Here is a 26796-nt window from a genome sequence, read left to right as displayed (position 1 = left end):
CCGCCAAATGGCATCCCGACTGCCGCTCCTTTTGCTGCTGATCGCGGTGACCTGCCTCAGCCAGTTCTACCGAGTCTCCAACAGCGTGATCGCGCCGGAGCTCACGCGCGACCTCGATCTCAGCGCGCGCCAGCTCGGCTGGGCGGGCAGCGCCTTCTTCTTCGCGCTCTTTGCCGTGCAAATCCCCGTGGGCATGTGGTTCGACCGTTTCGGCGCCCGCCGTACGGTGGCGGCCCTGTCGCTGCTGGCCATGCTGGGCTCGTTGTGGATCGCGCGCGCCGCGGACGCCGCCGATCTCATCGCTGGCCGCACCATCGTGGGCATCGGCTGCGCCGCGTCCTTCATGTCGGTGGTGTTCCTGTGCTCGCGCTGGTTCGAGCAGGCCAGGCTCGCGACGGCGCTCTCCTGGGTGTTCGCCGCCTCCAACATCGGCACCCTGGCCGCCGCCACGCCGCTCGCCTGGGTGGCCGGCACCGTCGGCTGGCGCCACGGCTTCCTGGGCCTTGCCGCCGTCACGCTGCTGGTGGCGGTAGGCTTTCTGGCCTTCGTACGCGACCGGCCGCCGGAGTATCTCGGGCCCGAAGCCCGCAAGGAGACGCCGGCCGAGATCCTGCGCGGCCTGTGGGAAGTGTGGCGTACGCCGGGTCTCGGTCCCGTGCTCTCCATGCACTTCTTCGCCTACGCCACGATGCTGACGGTGCTGGGCGTATGGGGCGGGCCCTATCTCTACGACGTCCACAAGCTCGACGGCGTGGAACGCGGCAACGTGCTGCTCGCCATGGGCGTGGCGCAGATCCTGGGCATCCTGGCCTACGGGCCGATGGACCGCGTGCTGCGCTCGCGCAAGAAGGTCGTGTTCGGCGGCGCCGCAATCTCGATGGTGCTGCTGGCCGTCATGGCGCTGATGGCCAATCCGCCGCTGTGGCTCGCGGTCATGCTGCTGGTCGCCTTCTGCTTCTTCTGCGCCTACGGCACGGTGATCGTGGCCCAGGGCCGGGCGCTGTTTCCCGACCGCCTGGCCGGCCGCGGCGTCACCACGGTCAACATGGCGCAGTGCCTGGGGCTGGCGGTGCTGCCGGCGGGCACCGGCTACATCGTCGAAGCCTTCGGCTCAGGCGACACCGCCTACCGCTGGGTGTTCGCCACGCTGGCCGGCGGCCTCGCGCTGGGCTCGATCGCCTATGTACGCGCCCGCGACAGCGCCACCGGTTGAGGCGTAGACTGTCGGCTCCTATGCGGAGAGCCGCCATGGTTTCACGAGCGATGCGGACGTTCGCGGCGGGCGCCGCCCTCCTCCTTGCCGCCGCCGGCGCGGCGGCACAGACCTCACCACCGCCGGCCGTAGCCGCTCCCGACAATCATGCCGCAACCGGGCTCAGCTTCCCGCCGCAGATCGCCAACGCGCGCAAGGTTCGCTCGACCGACCTCGGCAGGACACTCGGTCGGCCCGAGCTCGGCTTTGATTGGAGCTATCAGATCGATGACCAGCTCTTGGCCTCGGTCTACATCTACGACGATGGCCAGAAGACGATCCCGACCGGCCCGGAAAATACGGCGGTCTACGACCAGTTCGACCAGGCCTACAAGGCCATCCACCAGGTGGCGCAAAACGCCGGCCGCTACGAAAAGCTGAAGCCGATCATGGGGCCGGCCTTCTGCCCGGTCGGCCATGTGGTGTTCCGCTGCGTCACCTTCTCGGCGGTGCAGAAGGTCGACAAGCGGCCGATCAACACGACGCTCCTGGTGACCGGTTATCGCAACCATTTCCTGAAGGTCAGGATCGATTGGCCGGAAGGTGCGAACACCAGCCAGCAGGCCGTCGATCGTTTCGTCCAGACCCTGGTCGGGGTCATCATGCGCTGACTACTTCGTCGCCTCCTTGAGGTAGGCGATCACATCGGCCAATTGGTCGCGCTGCTTTATCCCGGCGAATACCTTCTTCGTTCCGGGCATGTCGGCCTTGGGGTCGCGGAGATAGGCGGCCAGCGTCGCGTCGTTCCATTCGATGGCGAACCTGCGCATCACCTCGGAATAGCCGTAGCCCTGCCCGGTGCCCGACCGGCGGCCCATGATGCGGTAGAGATTGGGCCCCGTCGTGGTCGCGCCACCCCTCTGGAGCGTATGGCAGGCCTTGCACTGCGTGGCGAACACGCGCTCGCCCTTGGCCACGTCCTGCGCCGATGCCGCCGAGGCCGACAATCCCACGGCCAGCACGCTTGCGACGCCGATCCAGTTCCTCACTTGGTCGCTTCCTTGAGATAGGCGACCAGGTCGGCGAGTTGGCCGGCGTTCTTCACGCCGTTGAAGAGCATCTTGGTGCCGGGCACCTTGCCCTTGGGGTCGCGGTTGTACTCGGCCATCGTGGTGTCGTCCCAGACGATGCCCGACTTCTTCATGGCGTCGGAGGAGTCGTAGCCTCCGCCGGAGCCTGCCTTGCGGCCGAACACGCCGTGGAGGTTGGGGCCGGCCGTGCTGGCGCCATCCTTCTCGAGCGTATGGCAGGCCCGGCACTGGGTATTGAAGACGCGCTGGCCGCGTGAGGCCTCGCCGGACTGGGCAGCGGCGGTTCCGGCAGTGGCCGCCATGCCGGCTGCGATCACAGCGGCGGCAGTGATCCAACTCTTCATCACACTACTCCTGATGTTCCGGTCGAGGATGCCCTATATCTGGGCCACGATGCAGAGCCTGTTCGACACTGATGGCGGAATGGAGGCACTGGGGCCCGGTGCCGCGGTGCTGCGTGGCCGGGCGCTGCCCCGCGGCGAAGCCCTGCTCGCAGCCATCGACGCCATTGCCGCCGCGGCACCGTTCCGGCGCATGACGACACCTGGCGGCTTCGAGATGTCGGTGGCCATGACCAATTGCGGCCTGGGTGGCTGGATCACCGACCGCAAGGGCTATCGCTACACCGGGGTGGACCCCGAAACCGGCCGGCCGTGGCCTGCGATGCCCGCTGCCTTCCTGGCGCTGGCGCGCGAGGCGGCGGCCGCCGCGGGATTCGCGGGCTTCGTGCCGGACGCCTGCCTGATCAACCGCTACGAGCCCGGGGCGCGGCTGTCGCCGCACCAGGACAAGGACGAGGCCGACTACGGCCATCCCATCGTGTCGGTGTCGCTGGGATTGCCGGCGACCTTCCAGTTCGGCGGGCCGAAGCGCAGCGATCCCCTCAGGAAGGTAAGGCTGCACCACGGCGACGTCGTGGTGTGGGGCGGACCGTCACGGCTCGCCCACCACGGCGTGCTCGCGCTGAAGGACGGCGAACACCCGCTGACCGGGCGCCGCCGCTTCAACCTCACGCTCAGGAAGGCGTTCTAGTCACTCCGGCTTGAGGTTCTGCTCCTTGATGAGCGTCACCCAGCGCTTCTCTTCCAGCAGGTACCATTCCTTGAATTGGGCCGGCGTCGAGCTCCTGATCTCCACGCCCTGCTTCTTGAAGCGCTCGATCACCTCGGGTTCGGCCGTGATCTTGGCGATGGTGGCGTGAAGCTTGTCCTGGATCGGCTTGGGCGTGCCGGCCGGCACCACCAGACCCTGCCAGAACACGACGTCGAAGTCCTTGAGGTCGCTCGATTCGGCCACCGTCGGAATATCGGGGAAGCTGGGCGAGCGCTTGGCGCTGGAAATCGCGATGGCGCGTGTCTTGCCCGACTGCAGGAACGGTATCGCCTCGAGCGAGGCCGAGAACATCATCTGTGCCTGGCCCGAGGCCACGTCCTGGCCGGCCTGCGCGCCGCCGCGGTAGGGCACGATGGTGTAATTGAGCCCGGTCTTCGCGCGGAACATCTCCGCCGCCATGTGGTTGGTGGCGCCGATGCCCGAGGTCGCCATGTTGAACTTGCCCGGGTTGGCTTTCAGGTAGGCGATCAGCTCGGCCATGGTCTTGACCGGGAAGTCGGCGTTCACCTGCAGGATGAAGGGCGTGAAGCTGATCAGCGACACCAGGTCGAAGCTCTTGTGCGGATCGTACTGGACGTTGCCCTGCAGCGTCGGATTGATGATCAGCGAGGTGCCGCCGCCATAGAGCGTGTAGCCGTCGGCCGGGGCCTTGGCGACGAAGTTGGAGGCCACGGTCGTGGCCGCGCCCGCCTTGTTGTCGATCAGGACCGGCTTGCCCAGCAGGGCGCTCATGCGATCGCCGATGACGCGCACGATCGCGTCGTTCAGGCCACCCGCCGGATAGGGCACGATGAAGGTGATCGGTTTGTTGGGGTAATCGGATTGAGCGGACGCGGAAAACGGCAACACGAGCGCGGCGAATGCCAACGCGATGAACTTCGAACGCTTCATTTTCTTCCTCCCTGGGGTCAGTCGCCGACGAAGAACGGCAGCGTCACTTCCTTGTTGACCGGCTCGAAGCCGAGCCGGACGCGCTTGCCGATCTTGAGGTCGGCCTCGGTTACTCCGCGCAACGGCGCATTCACGCGCACGCCGGCGTCCATGTCGACCAGCGCCACTATGTAGGGTGCGGCTGCCTTGAAGAAGAAGTTGAAGGGATGGTGGCACACCGTCCAGGCATGAATCGCGCCGCCCTGTGCCGCTTCCCTGAATTCGCTCTCCATCGAGAAGCAATGCGGACAGACCGGCCGCGGATAGTGCCGGACCTTGCCGCAGGCCGAACAGTGCTGAAGCATGAACTTGCCCTCGCGCAGGCCGTCCCAGAAGGGCTGGCTTTCGCGCGTCGGCGTCGGCAGCGGACGTTCAGGCGCGGGCGCGGCAACGGGGGCGGTGCTCATGCTGCTCTCCGCAGGATCGCGATCGAGCCGTCGCCCATGTCGCCATAGCCGGTGACGAGGCCCACCTCCGCATCCTTGACCTGCGCGCGGCCGGCCTCGCCGCGGAGCTGGCGGGTGAGCTCGATCGCATGGTTGAGGCCCACGACATGGCCCTGGCTCAAGAGCCCGCCATGGGTGTTGATCGGCAGGTCACCGCCGAGACCGATGCGGCCGTCCATGATGAACGGCCCGCCCTCGCCGGTCTTGCAGAAGCCCAGGATTTCGAGCTGGCGGATCACCGTGAAGGTGAAGCAGTCGTAGATCTCGGCGACGTCGATGTCCTTCGGGCCGACACCCGCCATTTCGTAGGCGCGCGGCGCCGACTTCACGAGGCCGAACTCCAGGAGATCGGGGCGCTGGGCGATCGAGGCCGGTGATTCGGGATGGCCCTCGGCCACGCCCATGATGGTGACCAGCGGCTTCTTCAAGTCGCGCGCGCGATCGGCGCGGCTGATGATGATGGCCGCACCACCATCGCTCTCGAGGCTGCAGTCGAACAGGCGGAAGGGATCGGAGATCATGCGCGAGGCATGATGCTCCTCGACCGTGAGCGGCTTGTTCATCACCACGTTGCCGTTGAGGATCGCGTGCTGGCGCGTGACCACGGCGACCTCAGCGAAGTGGCGCGCCGTCGTGCCGTAGAGCTCCATGTGGCGGCGCGCACCCTGGGCGTAGAGCTGGGCGGGCGCAAACATGCCGATCGGCGCCTCGAACTCGGCGGCCAGCGCAAATTGCGGGAACTGCTGGAGCCGCGTCGACACGCGCGCGCCGGAATAGCCGGTGCGGCCAACCGCGATCAGCACATGGTTGCAGACGCCGGTCGCCACCGCCATGGCCGCGCTCTGGATGGCGGCGACACAGGTGGCGCCGCCCATCGGCACGAACAGCGACAGCTTGAGGTCGGGCAGGCCGAGATTGGCGATGAAATCCTCGGCAATGCCACCGCCCGGGAAATAGGGCACGACGCCATCGATGTCGCGCGGCGACAGCCCGGCGTCGGCGATGGCGGCGAGGCTTGCCTCGAGCTGAAGCGCGAGCGCGCTCTTGGGCGTGCCGCGCGTGTAGGCGGTCTCGCCGATGCCGCTGATTGCCGCCGCTTCGCGGAGCGGATGTGCCATTGTTTGTTTCCTCCGACAGGCATCGTGCCCTAAGCTCGCCCGTCCGCGAAGGGGGAAGAATGTCCAAGGAAGAGTTGGTTTCGCTGTCATCCGTCGAGATGCGTCGTCGTATCGGCACCAAGGAAATTTCGCCGGTCGAACTGCTGGAGGCCTGCCTCGCCCGCATCGAGGCGGTGAATCCCGCGGTCAATGCCGTGACGGCCATGTGCGTGGCCCGTGCGCGCAAGGAAGCCAAGGCGGCCGAGACCGCGGTGCGCCGCGGCGAGGAGCTGCCGTTGCTGCATGGGCTGCCCACCGGCATCAAGGATCTCGAAGAAACCAAGGATCTCCTCACGACTTACGGCTCGCCGCTCTACCGCGACTTCGTGCCGGCCTACGACAATGTGATGGTGAGCCGCGTGCGCCAGGCCGGCGCGATCATCGTCGGCAAGACCAACGTGCCGGAATTCGGCGCCGGCTCGAACAGCCGCAACCCGGTGTGGGGCGCCACGGGCAACCCGTTCAACACCACGCTCAATGCCGGCGGCTCCTCGGGCGGCTCGGCGGCGGCACTGGCCACCGATCTCCTGCCGGTCTGCACCGGCTCCGACACCGGCGGCAGCTTGCGCAATCCCGCAGCCTACTGCGGCGTCGTGGGCTTCCGCCCCTCGCCCGGCATGGTCGCTGTCGAGCGCCGCGCCATGGGCTGGACGCCGATCTCGGTGTTGGGCCCGATGGGTCGCTCCGTGGCCGACCTCAGCCTGCTCTATGCGACCCAGATCGGCCAGCACGACACCGACCCGCTCAGCTTCCCGATCGACGGCGCTGCCTTCGCCGAGCCCTGGCCGGTCGATCTCGGCAGCCTGCGTGTCGCCTGGACCGAGGATTTCAGCGGCGCGCCGGTCGAGAAGGGCATTCGCTCAACGATGCGCGAGAAGATCAAGGCGATGAAGCCCTTGTTCCGCAGTCTCGACAAGGTCGAGATCGACTATGGCCAGGCCGACCGCTGCTTCGACGTGATCCGGGCCGTCAGCTTCCTGTCGCGCTACCAGGACCTCTACACAAACAACCGCAAGATGCTCGGCCCCAACATCATCGCCAACTACGAGATCGGGGCCAAGCTCAGCCTCGCAGACTTCGCCTGGGCGCACGCCGAACAGACCCGCATCTTCCGCAGGTTCCAGGAACTCTATCGCGACTACGACCTGGTGCTGGGCCCGACGGTCGGTTTCTCGCCGTTCCCGTGGAAGCAGCTCTATATCGACGAGATGGACGGCAAGAAGCTGCGCAACTACTACCACTGGATGGCGTCGGTCTATTTCGTGACGCTGACCAGCAACCCCGCGGTGTCGCTGCCCTGCGGCCTCGACCACAAGAAGATGCCGTTTGGCCTGCAAGTGATCGGCCGCTTCCGCGGCGACGGCGAGGTGCTGGGCGCGGCACATGCGATGGAACAGGCCTTCAAGGGCATCCCGGGCCTCGCCCGGCCGCTGCCCAACATGGCCAAGCTGCGCAAGCCGACGGCGGCATTGAAGTCGATCGTCACGCACCCGCCCAAGCTCGACGCCAAAGTGGCGCGCGGTCCGGCGCCGGGCGCGCTCTGAGAAACGCGGCAACCCCACTGGGGTTGTCGCGACCGGCTTTACACAAATTCATCCTGCCGCCGCGGTGACGCCACCGGCGCCGACGTACCTCATTGCATGGAGGCCCGTTCCTCGACGGGCATTCGACGGAGGTAAATCATGCGCAACGTGAAGTGGCTGATGGCGGCAGCCCTGGTGGCCGCGACCGCGGGCTGCGTGGAGTCATCGGGCTATCCCAACGCGTCCTACGGTGCCAATCGCGGCTACTACATCAACGGCAGCTACTACAACGCCAACACGCCGCGGCGCGGCCCCTACGGCGACTACGACCGCGACGGCGTGCCGAACCGCTACGATCGCGACGCCAACGGCGACGGAGTGCCCGACTCCTTCCAGCGGTAGTGTCACTTGGCGCCCGGCATCTGGTGCCTTCAACAAATCTCAATTACGCCGTCACCTCACCATGGTCGGCGGCGTAAATGCCAACATGGGAGGGAGCCCGACATAAGGGCCCTCCCATGGAGGCAACGATGCGAAACCTCAGGGTTCTTGTCTCGCTGAGCACGATGGCTGCAACGGCCGGATGCATGGAAACGATGGGCTCGGGCTATCCGGCCACCTCATACGGCAGCAGCTACTACAGCCAGCCCAGCTATTATAGTCAGCCTACTTACTACAGCCGACCAAGCTACTATTCGACGCCTCAGCCGGTGGTGGTGACCCAGACCCGCTACGTCCCGGTCGCCAGCCCGACGCCACGACGAGGTCCCTACGGCGACTACGACCGCGACGGCATTCCCAACCGCTACGACCGCGACAAGAACGGCGACGGCGTGCCCGACCGCTACCAGCGGCGACGATACTAGCCGCAGCCGCCCCAGTCGCTCCTCGGCCCACCGCGGCCGGGCTGGAACTAGGATCGCGTCTGCTTCTTTGGCCTGGCGCGGCCGCGCGCCTCGGCCCGGACCTCGGCATCGTGCTGGCCGAGCGTCGGCGCGGCACGGCGCACGCCACCTGGCGTCGCCGACATCTTGAGCGGCACACCCAGCGTCTTCTGCCGGCCGGCCTTGGCATGGTCGACCTCGGCCACCATGCCGCGCGCCAGGATCTGCGGGTCGGCGAAGACCTCGTCGTGATGCAGAACCGGCCCGGCCGGAATGCTCTCGGCCTCCAGTGCCGTCATCCAATCGTCGGTCGAACGCTTCACGATCTCGGCCTGCAGGAGGCCCGCGATCAGGTCATTGTTCTTCACCCGATCGGCGTTGCTCCTGAAGCGCGGGTCGTCGGCCAACTCGGGCTTGCCGACCAGGGCGCAGAGCTTGCGAAAGAAGTTCTGCTGCGCCCCACCGATGGTGAGCCAGCCGTCGGCCGTCTGGAACACCTGGTAGGGCGAGGAGCCGCGATGGGCCTGGCCGAGCTTCTCCGGCCGGATGCCGTTGGCGAAGTAGTTGGCGGCCTCGTAGACGCCCAAAGACACCGTAGCCTCGAGCAGCGAGGTTTCGACCCACTGGCCCTGCCCGGTCTTCTGCCGCGCCTGCAGGGCCGCCAGGATGCCGATGGCGAGATAGAGCCCGGCGCCGACGTCGGAGATGGCGAGCGGAATGCGGTAGGGCGGCCCGTCCTTGGGCCCGGTCACCGACATCAGGCCCGACATCGCCTGGATCATCAGGTCGAAGCCGCCGCGCCTGGCGTAGGGCCCGGTCTGGCCGAAGCCCGAGATCGAGCCCAGCACCAGCCGCGGGTTGCGCGCCGACAGTGCGGCCCAGCCGATACCCAGGCGATCCATGACGCCTGGCCTGAAATTCTCCAGCACGACGTCGGCGCCGTCGACCAGGTCCCAGAAGATTTCCAGGTCGGCCGCGGCCTTGAGGTCGAGCCTGACGCCGCGCTTGTTGCGGTTCCACAGCATGAAGGGGGCTGACTCGCCCTCGACGAAGGGCGGCGCGCCGCGCATGGAATCGCCCTGCGGGCTCTCGATCTTGAGGACATCGGCGCCGAGATCGGCGAGCTGCATGCCGCAGAACGGGCCGGAGAGATGCGTGGTCAGGTCGAGGACGACCAGGCCATCGAGCGCGCCCTTCCTGGTCTCGGTGGCCATGCTATTTGCCCAACAGGTTCTTGAGATCGGTCATCGTCGAGGTCCACTTGCTGCCGCCGAATCCGTTGGACACGATCTTGCCGTCCTTGACGATGAGGAAGCGCGGCGTGCCGCTCTTGCGCGGGAGCTGGTCGAGGATCGGCTTCAGGTCGCCCGGCCAGTAGCGCTCCTGGTAGGCTTCCTTGAGCTTGGGCGCGTCGACCTCGATCCACGTCACTTGTCGGAACTCCGGCGAGGCGATCCAGGCGGCCTTGTTGGCGTTCTTCCATGCCGTGCAGGGTGGGCAATCCCAGCCGCCGACATAGATGACCTTGATCTCCGACGCCGCGTGGGCCGAACCGAGCGCCGTCGAGGCGGCCAGGAGCGCGACCGGGGACGCGAAAACGAAGGCACGGCGATTCATGTCGGGTAATCTAGGCCGGCATGCCCCGCCCCACCAATCCCCCTCTCGTCACCCTGGGTGACTTCTTCCGGTTCGCGGTTCGCCGCTTCCGTGCCGCCCGCCTGGCCTACGGCCACGGCACCACCAACGCCGTCGATGAAGCGGCCTTTCTGGTGCTGGAAGCGCTCCGCCTGCCGGTCGAGCGGCTTGAGCCCTGGCTCGATCTTCGGCCGACCGCGGCCGAGCGGGCGCGCCTGCTCACCCTGATCGAGGCGCGCATCGCGCTGCGCCTGCCCGCCCCCTACCTGGTCGGTGCGGCCTATATGCACGGCGTGCGCTTCCTCGCCGACAAGCGGGCGCTGATCCCACGCTCCTTCATCGGCGATCTGTTGGTGGGCGGCGGCCTGCCGATCGGCGATCCTTCCCGTGTCCGCCGCGTACTCGATCTCTGCACCGGCTCGGGATGCCTCGCCATCTTGGCGGCGCTCGTGTTCCCGCGCGCCAGGATCGACGCGGTCGACCTTTCGGCCGGTGCGCTGGCCCTGGCGCGGCGCAACGTGGCGGCCCACCGCCTGGGAGACCGCATCACGCTTCACCGCGGCGATCTCTTCAAGCCGCTGGGTTCCAGCCGCTACGACCTGATCCTCAGCAACCCGCCCTATGTCGATGCAGCCGGCATGGCCAAGCTGCCGCCGGAGTACCGCCACGAGCCGCGCATGGCGCTGGCCGCCGGCGACGACGGGCTCGAGCTGGTGCGCCGCATCCTGGCCGAAGCGCCACGCCATCTGGCAAAGAACGGAAGCCTGCTCTGCGAGATCGGCCGGGGCCGCAAGCCGCTCGAGGCGGCTTACCCGCGCTTGCCCTTCCTCTGGCTCGACACCGAGCAGAGCGAGGGCGAAGTGTTCTGGATCGCGCGGAAGGACCTCTGACCCCCTCCGCCCCTTCGGGGCACCTCCCCCGCAGACGGGGGAGGAGGAGTTCTTATCCTTCCCCCGTCTCGGGGGAAGGTGGCGCGCAGCGCCGGAAGGGGGTCATCAGCCTGCATCTCCCAGACAGATCCCCAGCGCCCGGGCGGTGCGGATCAGGGTGCCGTCGGGATCGACGGTGCGCGAGCGGCCCACGACCTTTTCGAGCGGCACGTCGATCACCTGACGGTTCCACCACGCCACCATCCGGTCGCCCTTGCCGTCGGCCAGCACGTCGACCGCGCGCACGCCCAGCGCCGAGGCGAGCAAACGGTCTTCCGCCGTGGGCATGGCGCCGCGCTGGACGTGCCCCAGCACGGTGGCGCGCGCCTCGGCGCCGGTGGCCTTCGCCAGCCGCTTGGCCAGCCACTCCCCGACACCATGGCCGGGCGCATCGGCCGACGCATCGGCCGCCTCATCGGATTGCCCGGCGGCCTCGGCCACCACGACCAGCGCCGAGGTGCGGCCCTCGGCGCGCAGACGGGCGATGTGGCCCGTGACGCGGTCGAGCCGCCAGCGCACTTCCGGAATCAACACGACATCGGCGCCACCGGCGATGCCGGCGGCGATGGCGATGTGGCCCGCGTCGCGGCCCATGACCTCCAGCACCATGACACGCTCGTGGCTGGCGCCGGTCGGCTGCAGGCGGTCGAGCGCCTCTGTGGCGATGGCAACGGCCGTCGAGTAGCCGACGGCACGCTCGGTCTGGCCGACATCGTTGTCGATGGTCTTCGGGATGCCGACGAAGGGCAGGCCCGACGGCGCCAGCAGTCGGCGCAGGAGGGCGAGGCTGCCGTCGCCGCCAACACCGATCAGCGCGTCGAGGCGAAGCTGGTTCAAGCCCTCGACCATCTCGCCGGAGCGGTCCTTGAGGCTGCCGTCGGCCATTGGGAAGGCGAAAGGATCGCCGCGGTTGGTGCTGCCGAGGAACGTGCCGCCCTGGCGCGCCAGCGCCGAATCGAGGCGTGCCGGGTCGAGCGTCACGGCCTCGACCGGGCGTTCCAGCAGGCCGAGCGTGCCGCGGCCGATGCCGATCGTCGTCCAGCCGTAACCGTGGTGGGCGCGCAACGCCACGGCGCGGATCACCGCATTGAGGCCGGCGCAGTCACCGCCGCTGGTGAGGATGCCGATTCGCTTGGTCATGCGGTGCCTCTCGCAGCTATTCTGGCGTCAAAGGAGTCCGAGATGCATCGCATTGCAAGCCTCTTCGTCGCGGCCATCACGCTGCCGCTGTCTGCCCTGGCGCAGCACAATCATCCGCAACCCTATGCCGGCCTCGACTCCCGGCCGGTCAAGGCCCTGTCGCCCGAACAGCTCGCCGACCTGCGCGCCGGCCGCGGCATGGGGCTCGCCTTGCCGGCGGAGCTTAACGGCTATCCCGGACCGACGCATGTGCTGGAACTTGCCGGCCCGCTCCACCTCACGCCCGAACAACGCGCCCGCACCGAGGCCCTCGTTGCCGCCATGAAAGCCGAGGCGATCCCGCTCGGCGAGCGGTTGATTGCCAACGAAACGGCCCTCGATCGCCTGTTCGCCGAGAAGCGGGCGACGGTGGGAACGCTCGACACGGCAGCCGCAAACGTCGGCACTGCCCAGGCGGCGCTCAGGGCCGCGCATCTTCGCTATCATCTCGACATGATGGCGGTTCTGACACCCGAACAGGTCGCGCGCTACGTTGCGCTGCGTGGCTACGCGGGCAGCCAGCCGCACCGCTAGGATTGAACGAGCCAATCAATCTTGAAGTCGGCGGCGGCCGCGGCAGGATAGGCGGCATGAAATCGCATTACACCATGTTTGCGGGCTACAACGCCTGGGCCAACCGCCGCCTCTACGACGCCGCGGCGCTGTTGTCCGATGCCGATTACCGCGCCGACAAGGGCGCGTTCTTCAAATCGATGCACGGCACGCTCAACCACCTGCTGGCGACCGACCGCATCTGGATGAAGCGCTTCACCGGTGAAGGCGAGGCGCCCGAGCGGCTGGACGCCATCCTGCACGACCGCCTGGCCGACCTCGATGCCGCGCGCACCGCCTTCGACCGGCACATCGTCGCCTGGGTCGATAGCCTCGACGAGGCGCGCCTGCGCGGCGTGATCCGTTACCGCCGGGTCTCGACGCCGGACGAGTTCGTCCAGCCGCTGATGCCGGCGCTCGACCACTGGTTCAACCACCAGACGCACCATCGCGGCCACGCGCATATGATCCTGACCACGCTCGGCCGGCAGGCACCGGAACTGGACCTGCTCTACTACCAGCGCGAGGCCGAAGCTGGCCGCGCCTGAGGCCGGCGCAGGATCGCGCGACCGATCCAGCGGACGATATGCAGGGAATTAAGGAAAAGCCCCGCTGAGCGGGGCTTTGTTTCATCCGGCAATGGTGGGCGCTGTAGGGCTCGAACCTACGACCCGCTGATTAAGAGTCAGCTGCTCTACCAACTGAGCTAAGCGCCCCCGATTGCTGGGGACATTGGCCGGAAGCGGCGCGGCTATACCAAGCAGGATACCCCTTGTCGATAGCCCCGCAGCAAAGAAATCCCCGGGATTCTTCCAGCATTTTCACCGTGTGCGCGGCAATTGCGCATCGCGGTAGACGTTGACCCCGATCAGCAGCCCGCAGGCGAACATGACCGAGACCATGGCGGTGCCGCCGTTGCTGACCAGCGGCAGCGGCACGCCAACCACCGGCAGGAGGCCCATGACCATGGCCGAGTTGATGAAGACATAGAGGAACATCATGGCAGTGACGCCGAGCGCCAGCAGGCGGCCGAAATGATGCTGGCTGCGGAAGGCGATCGAAAAACCCCAGACCAGCACCAGGGCGAACAGGGCGAGCAATACGAAGGCGCCGACCATGCCCCACTCCTCGACGAAGGTAGTAAAGATGAAGTCGGTCTGCTTCTCCGGCAGGAAGTTCAGCGACGACTGCGTGCCCTTGAGGAATCCCTTGCCGAACAGGCCGCCCGAGCCGATGGCGATCTTGGACTGGGTGATGTGGTAGCCGGCGCCCAGCGGATCGCGGTCGGGATCGAGGAAAGTGAGCACGCGCTTGCGCTGGTACTCGTGCATGAACGACCAGGCGATCGGCAGGCTGGCCACCGCGCCCGCGGCCGCGACGAGGAACATCCACAACCGCACCCCGGCCACGAACAGCAGCGCACCGCCGGCCATCAGCACCATCATCGCCGTGCCGAGGTCGGGCTGCACCATCACCAGCGCGACCGGCGCCAGGATCACCAGGAGCGGCGGCAGGGTGTAGAGGAACTGCGAGGCCTGCTCCTTGCGCAGGCCGTGGTAGTAGCGCGCCAGCACCAGGATCACCGCCACCTTGGCGATCTCCGAGGGCTGGATCTGCATCGGCCCGATCACCAGCCAGCGCTGCGCGCCCATGCCGATCTTGCCGATCAGGTCGACGGCGACCAGCAGCGCCAGGGACACGATGTAGATCGGCCAGGCCATCGCCAGCCAGACCTTGGGATGGATCAGGGCCACCGTCAGCATCAGGATGAAAGCTGCGCCGTAGCGCACGGCATGCCGGCTGGCCCAGGGCTCGAAGCGGCCGCCGGCTGCCGAGTAGAGCGCCAGCACGCCGACGCCGGCAATCGCCGTCAGCACCAGCGCCAGCCCCCAGTTGATCCGCCAGATCCGTTCCGCGAAGCCCACCGGCGCCGGTGCGTCCAGCGCGGTGCTGCTCATCGTCCGGCCTTCATCGCGATGCCATCTTCCGGAAGCGGTCGCTGCGCCTCGACGGATCGCGCTTCATGGTCTCGACCAGCACGTCGCGGCCGATCGGGCCGGCGGTGGCGCCGCCGGCCATGCCGTGCTCGACGATGACGGCGCAGGCGTAGCGCGGATTGTCGACCGGGCCGTAGCAGACGAACAGCGCGTGATGGCGCAGATGCCAGGGCAGCTGGGCCTGGGTGATGCCCATGTCGCGCTCGCGTTCGGTGATGCGCTTGACCTGGGCGGTGCCGGTCTTGCCGGCGAAGGCCAATGCCGGATCGCGCACGCGAAGCTGGTTGGCGGTGCCGAGGCCGGAATTCACGACCTGGTTCATGCCGTCGCGGATCATCGCCAGATGCTGCGGATTGAGCCGGAGCGATGGCGCCGCAGGCTTGCTGCGCGGCGGCGGCGGTCCGAGCTCCTCGCGCGGCGTCGCCTTGGCGAGCAGCAGGTTGGGCTGCACCTCGTAGCCCCCGTTGGCGAGGCGGGCAGTCATGATGGCGAGCTGCAGCGGCGTGCAGTTCATGTAACCCTGGCCAATGCCGAGGTTGAACGTATCGCCGTGCTGCCAAGGCTTGCCGACCTTCTCCTGTTTCCAGGCACGCGTCGGCTGGTTGCCGGCCGACTCGCCCGGCAGTCCGAGGTCGCTCTGCCGGCCAAAACCCAGGCGGGTCGCCATGTCGCTGATGCGGTCGACACCCGCACGCCGCGCCGCCTCGTAGAAGAAGCAGTCGCATGAGCCCGCAATCGCTTCGACGACGTTGGTCGAACCGTGGCCGCCCTTCAGCCAGCAGTGAAACTTGATGCTGCCCAGCTCGAGGTAGCCGACGCAGGGCAGCCGCGTATAGGGATCGATCGCCTTCGATTCCAGGGCGGCCAGCGCCGTCACCATCTTGTAGGTCGAGCCCGGTGGATAGACGCCGGCGATCGCCTTGTTGTGGAGCGGCCGCTCGGGATTATCCAGCAAGTCGCGCCATTCGCTGTGCGTGATGCCGCGCGCGAAGGTGCTGGGGTCGAAGCCCGGCGTCGAGGCCATGACGAGCACGTCGCCGGTGATCACGTCGAGCACCACGACCGAGCCGCTCTGGTGCTGCTTCATTTTCTCGGCGGCGAAGCGCTGCAGGTCGAGGTCGATGGTCAGCAGCGCGTTCGAGCCCGGCTGGCCCTCGGTGCGGTCGAGCTCGCGTACGACGCGGCCGACGGCGTTGACCTCGACCTGGACCGCGCCGGCACGGCCGCGCAGGTCGTCCTCGAGCGAGCGCTCCACGCCTTTCTTGCCGAACCGCATGGTCGCGAGCTGAAGCACCGGGTCGTCACGGCCGGCGAGATCCTCGTCGGAGACCCGGCCGGTGTAGCCCACGATGTGGCTCATCAACTCGCCCTCGGGATAGTCGCGCGACTGGCCGAGGTCGATGAACACGCCGGGCAGGTCGGGGGCATTGAACTCGATGCGCGCCACGTCCTCCCAGCCGAGATTCTCGCGCACCACCACGGGCTGGGCGTTGCGGCTGCGCTTGAGGTCGCGCAGCAGGCGATTCCGTTCGGTCTCGCCGAGGTTCAGGATCTGATCCAGGCGCTCGACCAGTACATCGGCGCCGCGGCCCCGGTCGGACGTCGCCATGGCGCGGAAATTGTTGCGGTTGACGGCGAGTGGCTGGCCGGTGCGATCGAAGATCATCCCGCGCGACGGCGGCAGCAGCCGCAGATTGATGCGGTTCTCCTCGGCCAGCGTGGCGAAGCGATGGGTCTCGATGACCTGGAGCTGGTAGAGACGTCCGGCCAGTGCCGACAGCAGGATACCCTGCACGCCGCCCAGCAGCAGGGCGCGCCGGGTGAACAGCCCGCTGCGTTCGCCGTCGCCCTTGCGGAAGGGCTTCATGACCCGGCCTTCATGACGTGGTCTCTCCCGGCCGCGCCGTGCCGCGCGATTCGTCGGGCACGTTCAGCGGGTCGCGGGCGCGCACGCGCGCGAGCAACGGGGCGAGCAGCGGATAGATCGAGATCACCACGGCATATTGCATCAATGCCGGAACGGGATCGATGGCTGTCCAGGTCCAAAGCGCGGTGAAGAACCACACCAGGATGACGAAGCCGAGCGCCAGCAGGCAGAAGCCGAACCACTGGAACAGGAACGGCACCCCCACCAGGTAGCGGCGGTTGTTGACCACGGCCGCCCGGATCAGCACGAACCCAAGCGCGCTGACGCCGACCGGCGCGCCGGGGCCGCCCAGCAGCAGGTCGAGCAGGATACCCATCGTCAGCAGGAGCGGCCCGGGCAGCCGTTCGGGCGTGGCCAGGCTGAACTGGAAAACAACCAGCGCCGGCAACAGTGGCAGCGCGCCCGAGAGATAGGGCGCGCGCAACGGCGCCAGGGTCAGCAGCACAAAGAACAGCAGGACCGCGCCGGGCAGCGCCCAGCGCCCCCAGCGATCGAGCATGGCGAGGAGGCCGTCTGCGCGCATGTCAGGAAATCCCCACGTCAGCGGATCCTGATGCCGGCCGGCGGCGCCGCCGGCCCGGCCGGGGTGCCGCCCACCAGCCCGGTGACGCCGTAATCGACGACGCGCACGAACTCGAGCCGCGAGAAATCGGCGAACGGCCGGACGCGGACGCTGCCCTCGCCGGTCTCCACCACCTCGCCGATCGGGATGCCGACCGGGAAGCTGCCACCGTGGCCGGAAGTCACGATGCGGTCGCCACGCTGCACACCGGCCACACTCTGCAGCAGGGTGAGGCGAAGTTGCGGGGAATTGTCGCCGGCCAGGATGGCGCGCTCGCGCGTGCGCTCGATCAGCACCGGCAGGCGCGAATTCACGTCGGTGACGAACAGCACACGGGCACTGTGCTCGCCGACCTCGGCGATGCGGCCGGCCAGACCTTCGCCGGTCACCACCGCCTGGCCAGAGGCGACGCCGGCCTTGCGCCCGACATTGAGGAGCGCGCCGCGGACATAGGCGCTGACGCTGTCGCCCACGATGCGGGCAGTGATGAAGGAGGCCTCGGGCCCTTCGCGGAAATTGGCGAGGCCACGCATGCGCTCGTTCTCGTTCTCCAGTCGCCTGGCGGCGGTCTGCCACGCCAGCAGGCGGGCATTCTCCTCGCGCAGGCGGGCGTTCTCCTCGCGCAAGCTTGCGAATTCCTTGAGGTCGGCAATGGTCCGGTTGGCGGCGGCGACGGGACGAGCGATGGCCTCGAGCACCGGACTGGCGAGGTCGAGGGCCAGCACGCGGGCATGCTCGACCAGCACGGTGTCGGCCTTGCCGACCAGCATGGCGCCGAACGAGGCGATCACGAGCAAACCGAGAGCGAAGCGCTGCACCACCGTGCGCACCTGGCTCGCGACTACCTCGAAGTCGTCCCGGATCGCCATATTCTGCCCATTCTACCCCAAAGCGGGCGGGGCGTGTGGCCTGTTAGTACATCGACGACAGGACGCCGCGCAGTCGGCCAATATTCTCCACAGCGTGGCCGGTGCCCAGCGCCACGCAAAGCAACGGGTCCTCGGCCACCGAGACCGGCAGGCCGGTGGCCTGGCGCAGCACGGTATCCATGTTCGACAGCATGGCGCCGCCGCCGGTCAGCACGATGCCCTTGTCGACGATGTCGGCGGCCAGTTCCGGGGCAGTGTTCTCCAGCGCCACCTTGACGGCCTCGACGATGGCGCTCACCGGCTCCTGCAGGCTCTCGGCGATCTGCCGCTCGGTGATGACCAGCTCCTTGGGGACACCGTTCATCAGGTCGCGGCCCTTGATTTCCATGGTCCGGCCCTCGCCATCCTCGGGCGGGCAGGCCGAGGCGATGGCCTTCTTGATGCGTTCGGCCGAGCTCTCGCCGACCAGGAGGTTATGGTTGCGGCGGATATAGGCGATGATCGCCTCATCCATCTTGTCGCCACCGACACGCACCGAGCGCGGATAGACGATGCCACCCAGCGACAGCACGGCCACTTCCGTCGTGCCGCCGCCGATATCGACCACCATGGAGCCGGTGGGCTCGGTAACCGGCAGGCCGGCACCGATGGCCGCTGCCATCGGCTCCTCGATCAGCCAGACCTTGCGGGCGCCGGCGCTCTCGGCCGACTCCTGGATGGCGCGGCGCTCGACGGCGGTGGAGCCGGAAGGCACGCAGACCACGATCTGGGGGTGGGCGAAGCTGCGCCGGTTGTGCACCTTCGAGATGAAGTGCTTGATCATCGCCTCGGCGACTTCGAAGTCGGCGATGACGCCGTCGCGCAGCGGGCGGATCGCCTGGATGTTGCCGGGCGTTCGGCCGAGCATCATCTTGGCCTCTTCGCCCACGGCGAGGACCTGTCGCTTGCCGCTCTGCGTGGTCAAGGCCACGACGGACGGTTCGTTGAGAACGATGCCCCGACCCTTCACATAGACCAGCGTATTGGCCGTGCCGAGGTCGATGCCCATGTCCGCCGAAAATAGCCCGATGACACGCGACAGCATTGAGTTAAGTCTCTGCAATTAAAGAGAAAAAGTGCACGCGTTGGCGTCTGCTCAAAGCCCGACACCAAGGTGCGGTCGGTTTAGACCGCCCGGCAGGGTCTCGCAAGGCGATTCAACGGGTTGCCGAGGTGTTCTAACGCTTCGCACTCGCGCGCTCGATCGCCTCGCTCACCAGCCGTTCAGCATCGGCTGGTCCTTCCCAGCGCAGCCCCCTCACCCATTTGCCCTTCTCCAGGTCCTTGTAGTGCTGGAAGAAGTGGGCGATCTGCTCGCACAGCACGGTCGGCAGGTCCTTGTAGGTCTTGATGCCCGTATAGAAGGGATGGAGCTTGTCGATCGGCACCGCGAGGATTTTCTCGTCCATGCCGGCCTCGTCCTCCATCAGCAGGACGCCGACCGGCCGGCAGCGGATGATGGCGCCCGGCACCACCGGCACCTGGCTGACGACCAGCACGTCGCAGGGATCGCCGTCGGCCGACAGCGTGTGCGGGATGAAACCGTAGTTGCCCGGATAGAACATCGCGGTATGCAGGAAGCGGTCGACGAACAGGGCGCCCGACTCCTTGTCGAGCTCGTACTTCACCGGCACCCCGCCCAGCGGGATCTCGATCAGGGCGTTCAGGTCCTTCGGCGGATGGCGGCCGACCGAAATCTTCGCGATGTCCATGACAGCCTCACTCGTTCTCGAGTCTGCGTTCCTGCCGCTCCAGCCAGGCGACCACGTCGGCGCGGCTGCCGGCCTCGATATGGGCCCATTGCGGCGACTTCATGCTCTCGCCGCCGGCGTCGCGCCAATATTCCTTGACGATCACCAGCGTCCACCCGGGCTTCGCCGCCCTGGTGCCCGTCGTCACCTCGATGGTGAAGCCATGGCTGGCGCCGGCATAGCTGTGGCGCTCGCGCAGCCAGTTCACGCCGTCGATCGACCACCGGGCCCTGGGCGTCCGCGTGACACCGGGATCGAGCAGGCGGTCGACGATGCGGAAGAACGACGCGTCGCCGATCTTGCGCACTACAAACCCATCAGCTTGGCGATGGTGTTGCGGTGGATGTCGTTGGTGCCGCCGCCGATCGAGCCCACGCGGACGTCGCGGAACAGGCGCTGGATGTCGTGCGCCATGGTGTAGCCGGCGCCGCCCATGATCTCCATGGCGAGATGGGCGCATTTGAACTCGCCGTCGGTGCCCTGGATCTTGGCGATCGCCGTCTCCTCGACCGGATTGAGTCCGGCATCGAGCATGTCGGCCAGGCGATAGGTCAGCGCCTGAGTCGTCTTGAGCATGATCCGCATGTCGGCGAACTTGTGCTGGATCGCCTGGAATTTCGAGATCGGCTGGCCGAACTGCACGCGCTCCACGGCGTAGGCCTTCGCGTACTCGATCGCGAAATGCATGTTGCCGCAGGCCTGGGCCGCCAGGCACAGGCGCTCGAGGTTGAGACCCTTCATCAGGCCGGACCAGCCGCGATTCTCCTCGCCGATCACATGGTCGGCCGGCACGAACACGCCGTCGAGGAAGATCTCGTTGGCGTGCGTGGTCCGCCGGCCGAGCGTCTCCAGCGGCTTCATGGTGAGGCCCGCCGCGCGGGCATCGACCCAGAAGAGCGTCACGCCCTTGTGCTTGGCCTCGCTGTCGGTCTTGGCGACCACCATCAGATAGTCGGCGACGTGGGCCGCGCTGATGTAGAGCTTCTGGCCCGTGAGGCGATAGCCGTTGCCGTCGCGCACCGCCCGCGTCTTGATGCCCGAGGCGTCGGAACCGGTGTCGGGTTCGGAGAGCGCGAAGGCCGATTTCAGGCGGCCGGCACAGATCTCCGGCAGGTAACGCCGCCGCAGATGCTCACCGGCGGTGAGCTGAAGATGCATGCCGCCATAGACGACGGTCGGCAGGTAGAGGGAAGACGCGCCGCTGTAATGCCGCGCCAGCGCCTCGACCAGCACGACCAGATCCTTGCGGCTGCCGCCCATGCCGCCGTAGGCAGGATCGTAGGGCAGCGCCATGTAGCCGGCCTCGGCCAGGGCCTTGAAGGCGGCGTGCGGGAATTCGCTGGCGGCATCGAGCCGGCGGATTTCCTCGGCCGGCAGCACGCGCGCCAGAAGCCCGGCGACGTTGCGCCGGATCAGGAGCTGCTCTTCGGTCAACCCGAAGTCGTCGAGCGAGCCGCTCACTTGGACTTGGTATCCGAACGGTAGAGGTAGTAGGCGTAGCCACCGACGCTGGCGAGGGCCACGAACACGAGCGCTTCGTACAGGGACATGGGCTACTCGAACACCACGACGCCGCGCGCCACTTCGCCTGCCATCATGCGCTTGAAACCGTCATTGATGTCCTGGAGCTTGTAGGTGCGGCTGATCAGGCCGTCGATGTTCAGCCGCTTGTTCATGTAGTGGTCGACCAGCACCGGAAAATCGAGGTCGGGCCGCACCGAGCCGTAGAAGGTGCCGCTCACCGTCTTCTCGGCGAACACCATCATGAAGGGCGAGTAGCTGGCGCGCACCGTTGCCGCCGAGATGCCGACCGCCACGGCATGACCGCCTGGCGCGAGAGCATCGAAGGCCAGCGCCTGGGTCCGGTCGTTGCTGACGGCGTCGAAGGAATAGTCGACGCCGAGGCCGGTGATTTCCTTCACCTTCTTCACCGGATCGTTGTCGGTGGCGGTGTTGATCGTGTGGGTGGCGCCGAAGGTCCTGGCCATCTCGAGCTTGTTGTCGAGGATGTCGGCCGCGACGATCTTGCCCGCCCCCGACAGCACCGCGCCCTGGATAGCGTTCAACCCAACGCCGCCGCAGCCGATCACCAGCACGGTCGAGCCCGCCTCGATCTTGGCATGGCGCGTGACGGCGCCGACGCCAGTGGCCACGCAGCAGCCGACCAGGGCCGCCTGGGCCCACGGCATGTCCTTGCGGATCGGCACCACCATCTCTTCCGGCACCACGACCTCTTCGGCGAAGGTGCCGATGCGGGCCATCTGGTTGATGCCCTGGCCCTTGTGCTTGATGCGGAGCGTGCCGTCGTAGAGCGCGCCCGGCGGCGAGCCTGAGCGGCCGATGCAGAGGACGGTGCGGCCCTGGCTGCAGTAGCGGCAGCGTCCGCAATGCGGCCGGAAGGAGAAGATGACGTGATCGCCCGGCTTCACGGTGGTGACGCCGGGGCCGCATTCCAGGATCTCGCCGGCGGCCTCGTGGCCCGGCACGATCGGCATCGGCGAGGGCCAGTCGCCGTTCATGACGTGCCAGTCGCTCTGGCAGACGCCCGCCGCCTTCATCTTGACCCGGACTTCCAGCGCCTTGGGCGGATCGAGTTCGCACTCGAGCACCTGCAGTGGTTCGTTGGGCTTGAACAGGACGGCGGCCTTCATGATTTTTCCTCCCACATCGCGTCCAGTCTATATCATCGGGACATGAGCAAAACCCTCCTGATCACCGGCGGCGCCTCGGGTATCGGCGCCGCGACCGCCCGCCTCGCCGCCACGCGCGGCTACCAGGTCGCCATCAACTACCGCTCGCGCGACGCGCAGGCGAAGAAAGTGGTGGCCGACATAATCGCGAAAGGCGGCAAGGCCATGGCGCTCCCCGCTGACATGGCGCGCGAGGCCGATATCGTCCGGATGTTCCAGGAAACCGAGAAGGCGCTGGGGCCGGTCACCCATCTGGTGAATAGCGCTGGCTTCAGCCAGCGGACGCGGGTCGACGAATACGACGCCGCACTTCTGGAGAAGTTCTTCGCGGTGAACGTGATCGGTCTGATGCTGTGCTGCCGAGAGGCCGCCAGGCGCATGTCGACCAAGCACGGCGGCAAGGGCGGCGCGATCGTCAACGTCTCGTCGATGGCCTCGACGATCGGCGGGCGGATCGGCTCGTCGGCCTATGCTGCGACCAAGGGCGCGGTCGATTCCTTCACCAAGGGCTTTGCCCGCGAGGTCGCACCCGAGGGCATCCGGGTGAACTCGCTCAGGCCCGGCATGGTAATGTCGGAGATGACCGAGGGAAGGCTGAAGGACGCCGCCTTCCGCACCAGCATCGAGGCGTCGATCCCGATGCGGCGCGTTGGCGAGGTTCACGAGATGGCGGGCGCCATCCTGTATCTGCTGTCGGACGAAGCTTCGTTCATCACCGGTGCGATGCTCGATGCGGCTGGTGGGGGATACATTATTTAAGGCCGATCGAAGATCTGCGCAGTGTCATCCCGAGCGCAGCGAGGGATCCTTGATCTGCCGTAGCGAAAGATCCCTCGCTGCGCTCGGGATGACACACAAAAAAGCGGGCCCGCAGGCCCGCTTTTCAATTGGAGTCCGCGAAGGCTAGTTCTTGGCCTTGTCCACCAAGGCACCCTGCTTGATCCACGGCATCATGGCGCGGAGCTTGGCGCCGACTTCTTCGATCGGGTGCTCCGACATCTTCTTGCGCATGGCCTTGAACGAGGCCTGATTGACCTTGTTCTCGAGCATCCAGTCGCGCGCGAAGCGGCCCGACTGGATGTCGGCCAGCACGCGCTTCATCTCGGCCTTGGTCTCGTCGGTGACGATGCGCGGGCCCGAGCGGTATTCGCCGTATTCTGCCGTGTTGGAGATCGAGTAGTTCATGTTGGCGATGCCGCCCTCGTAGATGAGGTCGACGATCAGCTTCACCTCGTGCAGGCACTCGAAGTAGGCCATCTCCGGCGCGTAGCCCGCCTCGACCAGCGTCTCGTAGCCCGCCTTGATCAGCTCGACGAGGCCGCCGCACAGCACGACCTGCTCGCCGAACAGGTCGGTCTCGCACTCTTCCTTGAAGCTGGTCTCGATGGTGCCGGCGCGGCCGCCACCGATCGCCGAGGAGTAGCTGAGGCCGATCTCGAGCGCGTTGCCCGAGGAATTCTGCGCCACCGCCACGAGGCAGGGCACGCCGCCGCCGCGGACGTATTCCGAGCGCACGGTGTGACCGGGGCCCTTGGGCGCGATCATGAACACGTCGATGTCGGCGCGAGGCGTGATCAGGTTGAAATGGACGTTGAGGCCGTGCGCGAAGGCGAGTGCGGCACCCGGCTTCATGTTGGGGCCAAGATCGGCGTTGTAGATGTCGGACTGCAGCTCATCCGGCGCCAGCACCATGATGATGTCGGCCCACTTGGCGCCCTCGGCCGGGCTCATCACCTTGAAGCCCACGCCCTCGGCCTTCTTGATCGTGGCCGAACCGGGCTTCAGCGCAATGCGTACGTCTTTCACGCCCGAATCCCGCAGGTTCATGGCGTGGGCATGGCCCTGGCTGCCGTATCCCACGACCAGGACCTTCTTGCCCTTGATCAGGTTCACATCGGCGTCACGATCGTAATAGACACGCATTGGGGCCATTCCTCCTGGCAGTGTTTGCTCTGTCTTGCGACGGGGCTTACTAGACAACCCCACCCTCAAAGGCCAGCCTCGAATCCCATGTCCAAGCCCATGTCCGCCCTGCGCTTTTCACTCATATTGCTCCTCGCCAGCCCCTTCCTGGGTGGATGCGGCGACCGCTATTCGACCCTGCCGGTGCCCGGCGTCCCGGCGTCGGAGATGCCGGCGCTCGACCAGTCGATCACCAGTTCCAGCCCCGAGCGGGCCCAAAGGGGCATGGGCAATCACACCTGGTTCTGGACCCGCGGCGGCGGCCCGGCGCAAATCCACTATTCTACAGCTGACGGGAGGGATTTCGTCTGGCTGGTGGGCGAACGGAGGATCCTGGCCGGCGAGTGGCGCGTGGAGAGCAACACCAGCGCCAACGGCCAGGTGATGACCCAGATCTGCCTGCGCTATCCGGGCGTCCGGCGCCAGGACCTCAGCGCCAGCTGGCTCTGCCGGCCGGCAGGCACGATGTTCATGGAAATGCAGGAGCGCGAGGCGGGCGATCCGTTGCGCTTCTCGGGCCGTACCCAGGCGAAATTCGTGCTGACCCAGACTCCGGCCAGCCTGGCTGAGGTCGAGGGCCGCGTCGCCGCCACGCCCGAAAACCTCGGCTACTAGACCTCGCTTACCAGCAACCGCGCGCCGAGCAGGCCGAGCACGCCACCCATGAGGCGGTCGAGCCAGAGCTTGGTGCGCCGGTAGAAGGCGCGAGCGGCGCCACCCGAGAACAGGAGCGCCAGCAGCGCGAACCAGGTGAACTCGTTGAGGGCGACGATAGCCAGCACCGTGGCGTCCATCCAGGACGGCGGCTGGGCGGGCAGCAGCGAGATGAAGATGCTGCCCATGAAGACCATGACCTTCGGGTTGCTGAGCTGCAGCAACAGCGCCTTCAGGAAGCCCTGCCAGGCGCCGACCAGAACCGCCGATGGATTGGCCGCCGACGGGTCGGCCTCCGGCAGCGGCGCACCGGCATGGCGCAGCAGCATGTAGGCGAGATAGAGCAGGTAGAGCGCGCCGGCGATGCGGAACGCGAGGTAGAGCCATTCGAAGCGCGCGAACAGCACCTGCAGGCCAAAGAGCGCCGCTGCCGCCCACACCAGCGCCCCCAGCATCATGGCAAACGCGGCCAGCAGGCCGGCACGACGACCGGACACGGCCGCGGTCTGGATGACGAGAACGGTGGAGGGACCCGGGCTGGCGACGGCCAGCAGATGGACGACCGCCAGGCCCGCCAACGCGACGGCGTAGTCCACCTACAACGCCTCGCCGCCGCGCGACATGGCGACGATACCGGTGCGACCGACATCGACCACGCCCAGCTCGCTCATCAGGCCGATGAAAGTCTGGACCTTGTCGGAATTGCCGGTGACCTCGAAGACGAAGGAATCGGTCTTGGCATCGATCACCTTGGCGCGGAACACGTCGGCCAGGCGGAGCGCCTCGTCACGCTTCTCGCCGGTGCCCTTGACCTTGACCAGCGCCAGCTCGCGCTCGATGTGCGGGCCCTCGACCGTGAGGTCGCGCACGCGATAGACCGGCACCAGGCGATCGAGCTGCGCCTTGATCTGCTCGATGATCATCGGCGTGCCCTTGGTCACGATGGTGATGCGCGACAGGCTCAGCTTTGCATCGGTCTCGGCGACGGTCAGGCTCTCGATGTTGTAGCCGCGACCGGAAAAGAGGCCGACCACGCGCGCCAGGATGCCAGGTTCGTTCGCGACCAGGACGGAAATGGTGTGGCTCTGAATCTCCGCGGGCACGCTCACACCAGCACCATGCCTTCTTCCGACACCTTGCCGGCCTTGTCGTCGGGACCGAGCAGCATCTCGTTGTGTGCGGCGCCCGAAGGGATCATCGGGAAGCAGTTCTCCGCCTCGTCGACCAGCACGTCGACGACCACCGGTCGCTTGATCTTGATCATCTCCTGGATCACGCCGTCGAGCTTGTCGGGCTCATGGCAGCGCAGACCGACCGCGCCGAAGGCGTCGGCGAGTTTCACGAAGTCGGGCAGCGACTCCGAATAGCTCTCGGAATAGCGGCCGCCATGCAGCAGTTCCTGCCACTGGCGCACCATGCCCATGTAGTGGTTGTTGAGGATGAAGATCTTCACCGGCAGGTTATATTGCGCGACCGTCGAGAGTTCCTGGATGTTCATCAGGATCGAGGCCTCGCCCGCCACGTCGATGACCAGCGCATCGGGATGGGCGATCTGCACGCCCATGGCGGCCGGGAAGCCGTAGCCCATGGTGCCGAGCCCGCCGGAGGTCATCCAGCGGTTGGGCTGCTCGAACTTCAGGAACTGCGCCGCCCACATCTGGTGCTGGCCCACTTCGGTCGTGATGTAGTGGTCCTTGTCCTTGATGTGGTGATA

Annotated in this window: 32 protein-coding genes and 1 tRNA gene; 11 read left to right on the top strand and 22 right to left on the bottom strand. The window is 67.1% G+C overall.

The window, feature by feature from the left end:
• Positions 1-7 precede the first annotated feature (7 nt).
• The gene (locus EPO55_RS12305) at positions 8-1213 is read left to right on the top strand and encodes an MFS transporter (protein ID WP_296337128.1); all 1206 of its coding nucleotides are present in this window, start codon (positions 8-10) and stop codon (positions 1211-1213) included.
• A gap of 35 nt (positions 1214-1248) precedes the next feature.
• On the top strand, positions 1249-1863 hold the full coding sequence (locus EPO55_RS12300; protein WP_296337126.1) for a hypothetical protein: 615 nt from the start codon (positions 1249-1251) through the stop codon (positions 1861-1863).
• On the opposite strand, the gene EPO55_RS12295 is transcribed toward EPO55_RS12300, so the two are convergent.
• Together EPO55_RS12295 and EPO55_RS12290 are read right to left on the bottom strand one after the other, a co-directional pair.
• Entirely contained in the window at positions 1864-2241 is a 378-nt protein-coding gene (locus tag EPO55_RS12295; RefSeq protein ID WP_296337125.1) for a c-type cytochrome, read from the bottom strand.
• Entirely contained in the window at positions 2238-2627 is a 390-nt protein-coding gene (locus tag EPO55_RS12290) for a cytochrome c family protein (RefSeq protein ID WP_296337124.1), read from the bottom strand. The genes EPO55_RS12295 and EPO55_RS12290 overlap by 4 nt, the downstream gene beginning before the upstream one ends.
• Before the next feature lie 49 nt (positions 2628-2676).
• Here EPO55_RS12290 and alkB point away from each other — a divergent pair, with 49 nt between their 5' ends.
• Positions 2677-3315 carry a DNA oxidative demethylase AlkB gene (alkB, locus tag EPO55_RS12285; RefSeq protein ID WP_296337146.1) on the top strand — a complete coding sequence of 213 codons (639 nt, stop codon included), beginning with the start codon at positions 2677-2679 and terminating at the stop codon, positions 3313-3315.
• Here alkB and EPO55_RS12280 read toward each other — a convergent pair whose 3' ends face one another.
• Genes EPO55_RS12280 through EPO55_RS12270 form a run of 3 tightly spaced genes read right to left on the bottom strand, consistent with a single transcriptional unit; the run spans position 3316 to position 5890 of the window.
• Complete coding sequence (locus EPO55_RS12280) at positions 3316-4287, bottom strand: tripartite tricarboxylate transporter substrate binding protein (protein ID WP_296337123.1); 972 nt, start codon at positions 4285-4287, stop codon at positions 3316-3318.
• Positions 4288-4304: 17 nt separating this feature from the next.
• Positions 4305-4733, bottom strand: coding sequence for a Zn-ribbon domain-containing OB-fold protein (locus EPO55_RS12275; protein ID WP_296337121.1), 429 nt, complete (start codon positions 4731-4733; stop codon positions 4305-4307).
• Positions 4730-5890, bottom strand: coding sequence for a thiolase family protein (locus EPO55_RS12270; protein ID WP_296337120.1), 1161 nt, complete (start codon positions 5888-5890; stop codon positions 4730-4732). The genes EPO55_RS12275 and EPO55_RS12270 overlap by 4 nt, the downstream gene beginning before the upstream one ends.
• A 59-nt stretch (positions 5891-5949) precedes the next feature.
• Between EPO55_RS12270 and EPO55_RS12265 the strand changes: the two genes are divergently transcribed.
• From EPO55_RS12265 to EPO55_RS12255, 3 genes are all read left to right on the top strand, one after another.
• Positions 5950-7473, top strand: a complete 1524-nt coding sequence (locus tag EPO55_RS12265) for an amidase family protein (RefSeq protein ID WP_296337119.1) — start codon at positions 5950-5952, stop codon at positions 7471-7473.
• A gap of 138 nt (positions 7474-7611) precedes the next feature.
• Positions 7612-7854, top strand: coding sequence for a hypothetical protein (locus EPO55_RS12260; protein ID WP_296337118.1), 243 nt, complete (start codon positions 7612-7614; stop codon positions 7852-7854).
• 128 nt (positions 7855-7982) lie between these two features.
• Positions 7983-8318 carry a hypothetical protein gene (locus EPO55_RS12255; RefSeq protein ID WP_296337117.1) on the top strand — a complete coding sequence of 112 codons (336 nt, stop codon included), beginning with the start codon at positions 7983-7985 and terminating at the stop codon, positions 8316-8318.
• Between the two features lie 47 nt (positions 8319-8365).
• Here EPO55_RS12255 and EPO55_RS12250 read toward each other — a convergent pair whose 3' ends face one another.
• Both EPO55_RS12250 and EPO55_RS12245 read right to left on the bottom strand, forming a co-directional pair.
• On the bottom strand, positions 8366-9550 hold the full coding sequence (locus tag EPO55_RS12250; RefSeq protein WP_296337115.1) for a CoA transferase: 1185 nt from the start codon (positions 9548-9550) through the stop codon (positions 8366-8368).
• Position 9551: 1 nt separating this feature from the next.
• On the bottom strand, positions 9552-9953 hold the full coding sequence (locus EPO55_RS12245) for a hypothetical protein (protein WP_296337113.1): 402 nt from the start codon (positions 9951-9953) through the stop codon (positions 9552-9554).
• A 20-nt stretch (positions 9954-9973) separates the two neighbouring features.
• Between EPO55_RS12245 and prmB the strand changes: the two genes are divergently transcribed.
• Positions 9974-10861 (top strand): 50S ribosomal protein L3 N(5)-glutamine methyltransferase, encoded by an 888-nt coding sequence (gene prmB, locus EPO55_RS12240; RefSeq protein ID WP_296337112.1) that lies wholly within the window; start codon positions 9974-9976, stop codon positions 10859-10861.
• Positions 10862-10966: 105 nt separating this feature from the next.
• On the opposite strand, the gene EPO55_RS12235 is transcribed toward prmB, so the two are convergent.
• A complete protein-coding gene (locus EPO55_RS12235; RefSeq protein WP_296337111.1) occupies positions 10967-12040 on the bottom strand; it encodes an ATP-dependent 6-phosphofructokinase in 1074 nt (357 codons plus the stop codon).
• Between the two features lie 42 nt (positions 12041-12082).
• Between EPO55_RS12235 and EPO55_RS12230 the strand changes: the two genes are divergently transcribed.
• Positions 12083-12613: a Spy/CpxP family protein refolding chaperone gene (locus EPO55_RS12230; RefSeq protein WP_296337109.1), complete on the top strand. Its 531-nt coding sequence runs from the start codon at positions 12083-12085 to the stop codon at positions 12611-12613.
• A gap of 56 nt (positions 12614-12669) precedes the next feature.
• Positions 12670-13179, top strand: coding sequence for a DinB family protein (locus tag EPO55_RS12225; protein WP_296337107.1), 510 nt, complete (start codon positions 12670-12672; stop codon positions 13177-13179).
• Positions 13180-13271: 92 nt separating this feature from the next.
• On the opposite strand, the gene EPO55_RS12220 is transcribed toward EPO55_RS12225, so the two are convergent.
• The 10 genes from EPO55_RS12220 to EPO55_RS12175 all read right to left on the bottom strand — a co-directional run bounded on the left by EPO55_RS12220 (position 13272) and on the right by EPO55_RS12175 (position 22427).
• Positions 13272-13347: transfer RNA gene (locus EPO55_RS12220), tRNA-Lys, on the bottom strand.
• 105 nt (positions 13348-13452) lie between these two features.
• Positions 13453-14589 (bottom strand): rod shape-determining protein RodA, encoded by a 1137-nt coding sequence (gene rodA, locus EPO55_RS12215; RefSeq protein WP_296337105.1) that lies wholly within the window; start codon positions 14587-14589, stop codon positions 13453-13455.
• A gap of 10 nt (positions 14590-14599) precedes the next feature.
• Positions 14600-16495, bottom strand: coding sequence for a penicillin-binding protein 2 (gene mrdA / locus EPO55_RS12210; protein ID WP_296337104.1), 1896 nt, complete (start codon positions 16493-16495; stop codon positions 14600-14602).
• Positions 16496-16505: 10 nt separating this feature from the next.
• Positions 16506-17078 carry a hypothetical protein gene (locus EPO55_RS12205; RefSeq protein ID WP_296337102.1) on the bottom strand — a complete coding sequence of 191 codons (573 nt, stop codon included), beginning with the start codon at positions 17076-17078 and terminating at the stop codon, positions 16506-16508.
• Positions 17079-17095: 17 nt separating this feature from the next.
• A complete protein-coding gene (gene mreC, locus EPO55_RS12200; protein ID WP_296337101.1) occupies positions 17096-17986 on the bottom strand; it encodes a rod shape-determining protein MreC in 891 nt (296 codons plus the stop codon).
• A gap of 43 nt (positions 17987-18029) precedes the next feature.
• A complete protein-coding gene (locus tag EPO55_RS12195) occupies positions 18030-19070 on the bottom strand; it encodes a rod shape-determining protein (protein ID WP_296337100.1) in 1041 nt (346 codons plus the stop codon).
• A gap of 133 nt (positions 19071-19203) precedes the next feature.
• Positions 19204-19737, bottom strand: coding sequence for an inorganic diphosphatase (ppa, locus tag EPO55_RS12190; RefSeq protein ID WP_296337099.1), 534 nt, complete (start codon positions 19735-19737; stop codon positions 19204-19206).
• Between the two features lie 7 nt (positions 19738-19744).
• Positions 19745-20083 (bottom strand): hypothetical protein, encoded by a 339-nt coding sequence (locus EPO55_RS12185; RefSeq protein ID WP_296337098.1) that lies wholly within the window; start codon positions 20081-20083, stop codon positions 19745-19747.
• Positions 20083-21237 carry an acyl-CoA dehydrogenase family protein gene (locus EPO55_RS12180; protein WP_296337097.1) on the bottom strand — a complete coding sequence of 385 codons (1155 nt, stop codon included), beginning with the start codon at positions 21235-21237 and terminating at the stop codon, positions 20083-20085. The genes EPO55_RS12185 and EPO55_RS12180 overlap by 1 nt, the downstream gene beginning before the upstream one ends.
• 92 nt (positions 21238-21329) lie before the next feature.
• Positions 21330-22427, bottom strand: a complete 1098-nt coding sequence (locus EPO55_RS12175; RefSeq protein WP_296337096.1) for a Zn-dependent alcohol dehydrogenase — start codon at positions 22425-22427, stop codon at positions 21330-21332.
• 42 nt (positions 22428-22469) lie between these two features.
• On the opposite strand from EPO55_RS12175, the gene EPO55_RS12170 reads away from it, so the two are divergent.
• Positions 22470-23225 (top strand): SDR family oxidoreductase, encoded by a 756-nt coding sequence (locus EPO55_RS12170; protein ID WP_296337095.1) that lies wholly within the window; start codon positions 22470-22472, stop codon positions 23223-23225.
• Between the two features lie 144 nt (positions 23226-23369).
• On the opposite strand, the gene ilvC is transcribed toward EPO55_RS12170, so the two are convergent.
• Positions 23370-24389 (bottom strand): ketol-acid reductoisomerase, encoded by a 1020-nt coding sequence (gene ilvC / locus EPO55_RS12165; RefSeq protein ID WP_296337093.1) that lies wholly within the window; start codon positions 24387-24389, stop codon positions 23370-23372.
• Between the two features lie 87 nt (positions 24390-24476).
• Here ilvC and EPO55_RS12160 point away from each other — a divergent pair, with 87 nt between their 5' ends.
• Positions 24477-25043 carry a hypothetical protein gene (locus EPO55_RS12160; protein ID WP_296337091.1) on the top strand — a complete coding sequence of 189 codons (567 nt, stop codon included), beginning with the start codon at positions 24477-24479 and terminating at the stop codon, positions 25041-25043.
• Here the strand turns inward: EPO55_RS12160 and EPO55_RS12155 are convergent.
• From EPO55_RS12155 to EPO55_RS12145, 3 genes are all read right to left on the bottom strand, one after another.
• Positions 25040-25678 carry a LysE family transporter gene (locus tag EPO55_RS12155; RefSeq protein ID WP_296337089.1) on the bottom strand — a complete coding sequence of 213 codons (639 nt, stop codon included), beginning with the start codon at positions 25676-25678 and terminating at the stop codon, positions 25040-25042. The genes EPO55_RS12160 and EPO55_RS12155 overlap by 4 nt on opposite strands.
• Positions 25679-26191 carry an acetolactate synthase small subunit gene (ilvN, locus tag EPO55_RS12150; RefSeq protein WP_296337088.1) on the bottom strand — a complete coding sequence of 171 codons (513 nt, stop codon included), beginning with the start codon at positions 26189-26191 and terminating at the stop codon, positions 25679-25681.
• The coding region (locus EPO55_RS12145) for a thiamine pyrophosphate-dependent enzyme (protein ID WP_296337087.1) at positions 26188-26796 on the bottom strand (609 nt) is incomplete at its 5' end. The genes EPO55_RS12145 and ilvN, both read right to left, overlap by 4 nt.

The sequence above is a fragment of the Reyranella sp. genome, assembly GCF_004296935.1.
Lineage (GTDB): Bacteria > Pseudomonadota > Alphaproteobacteria > Reyranellales > Reyranellaceae > Reyranella.
This window is presented reverse-complemented; position numbering and strand designations above follow the sequence as displayed.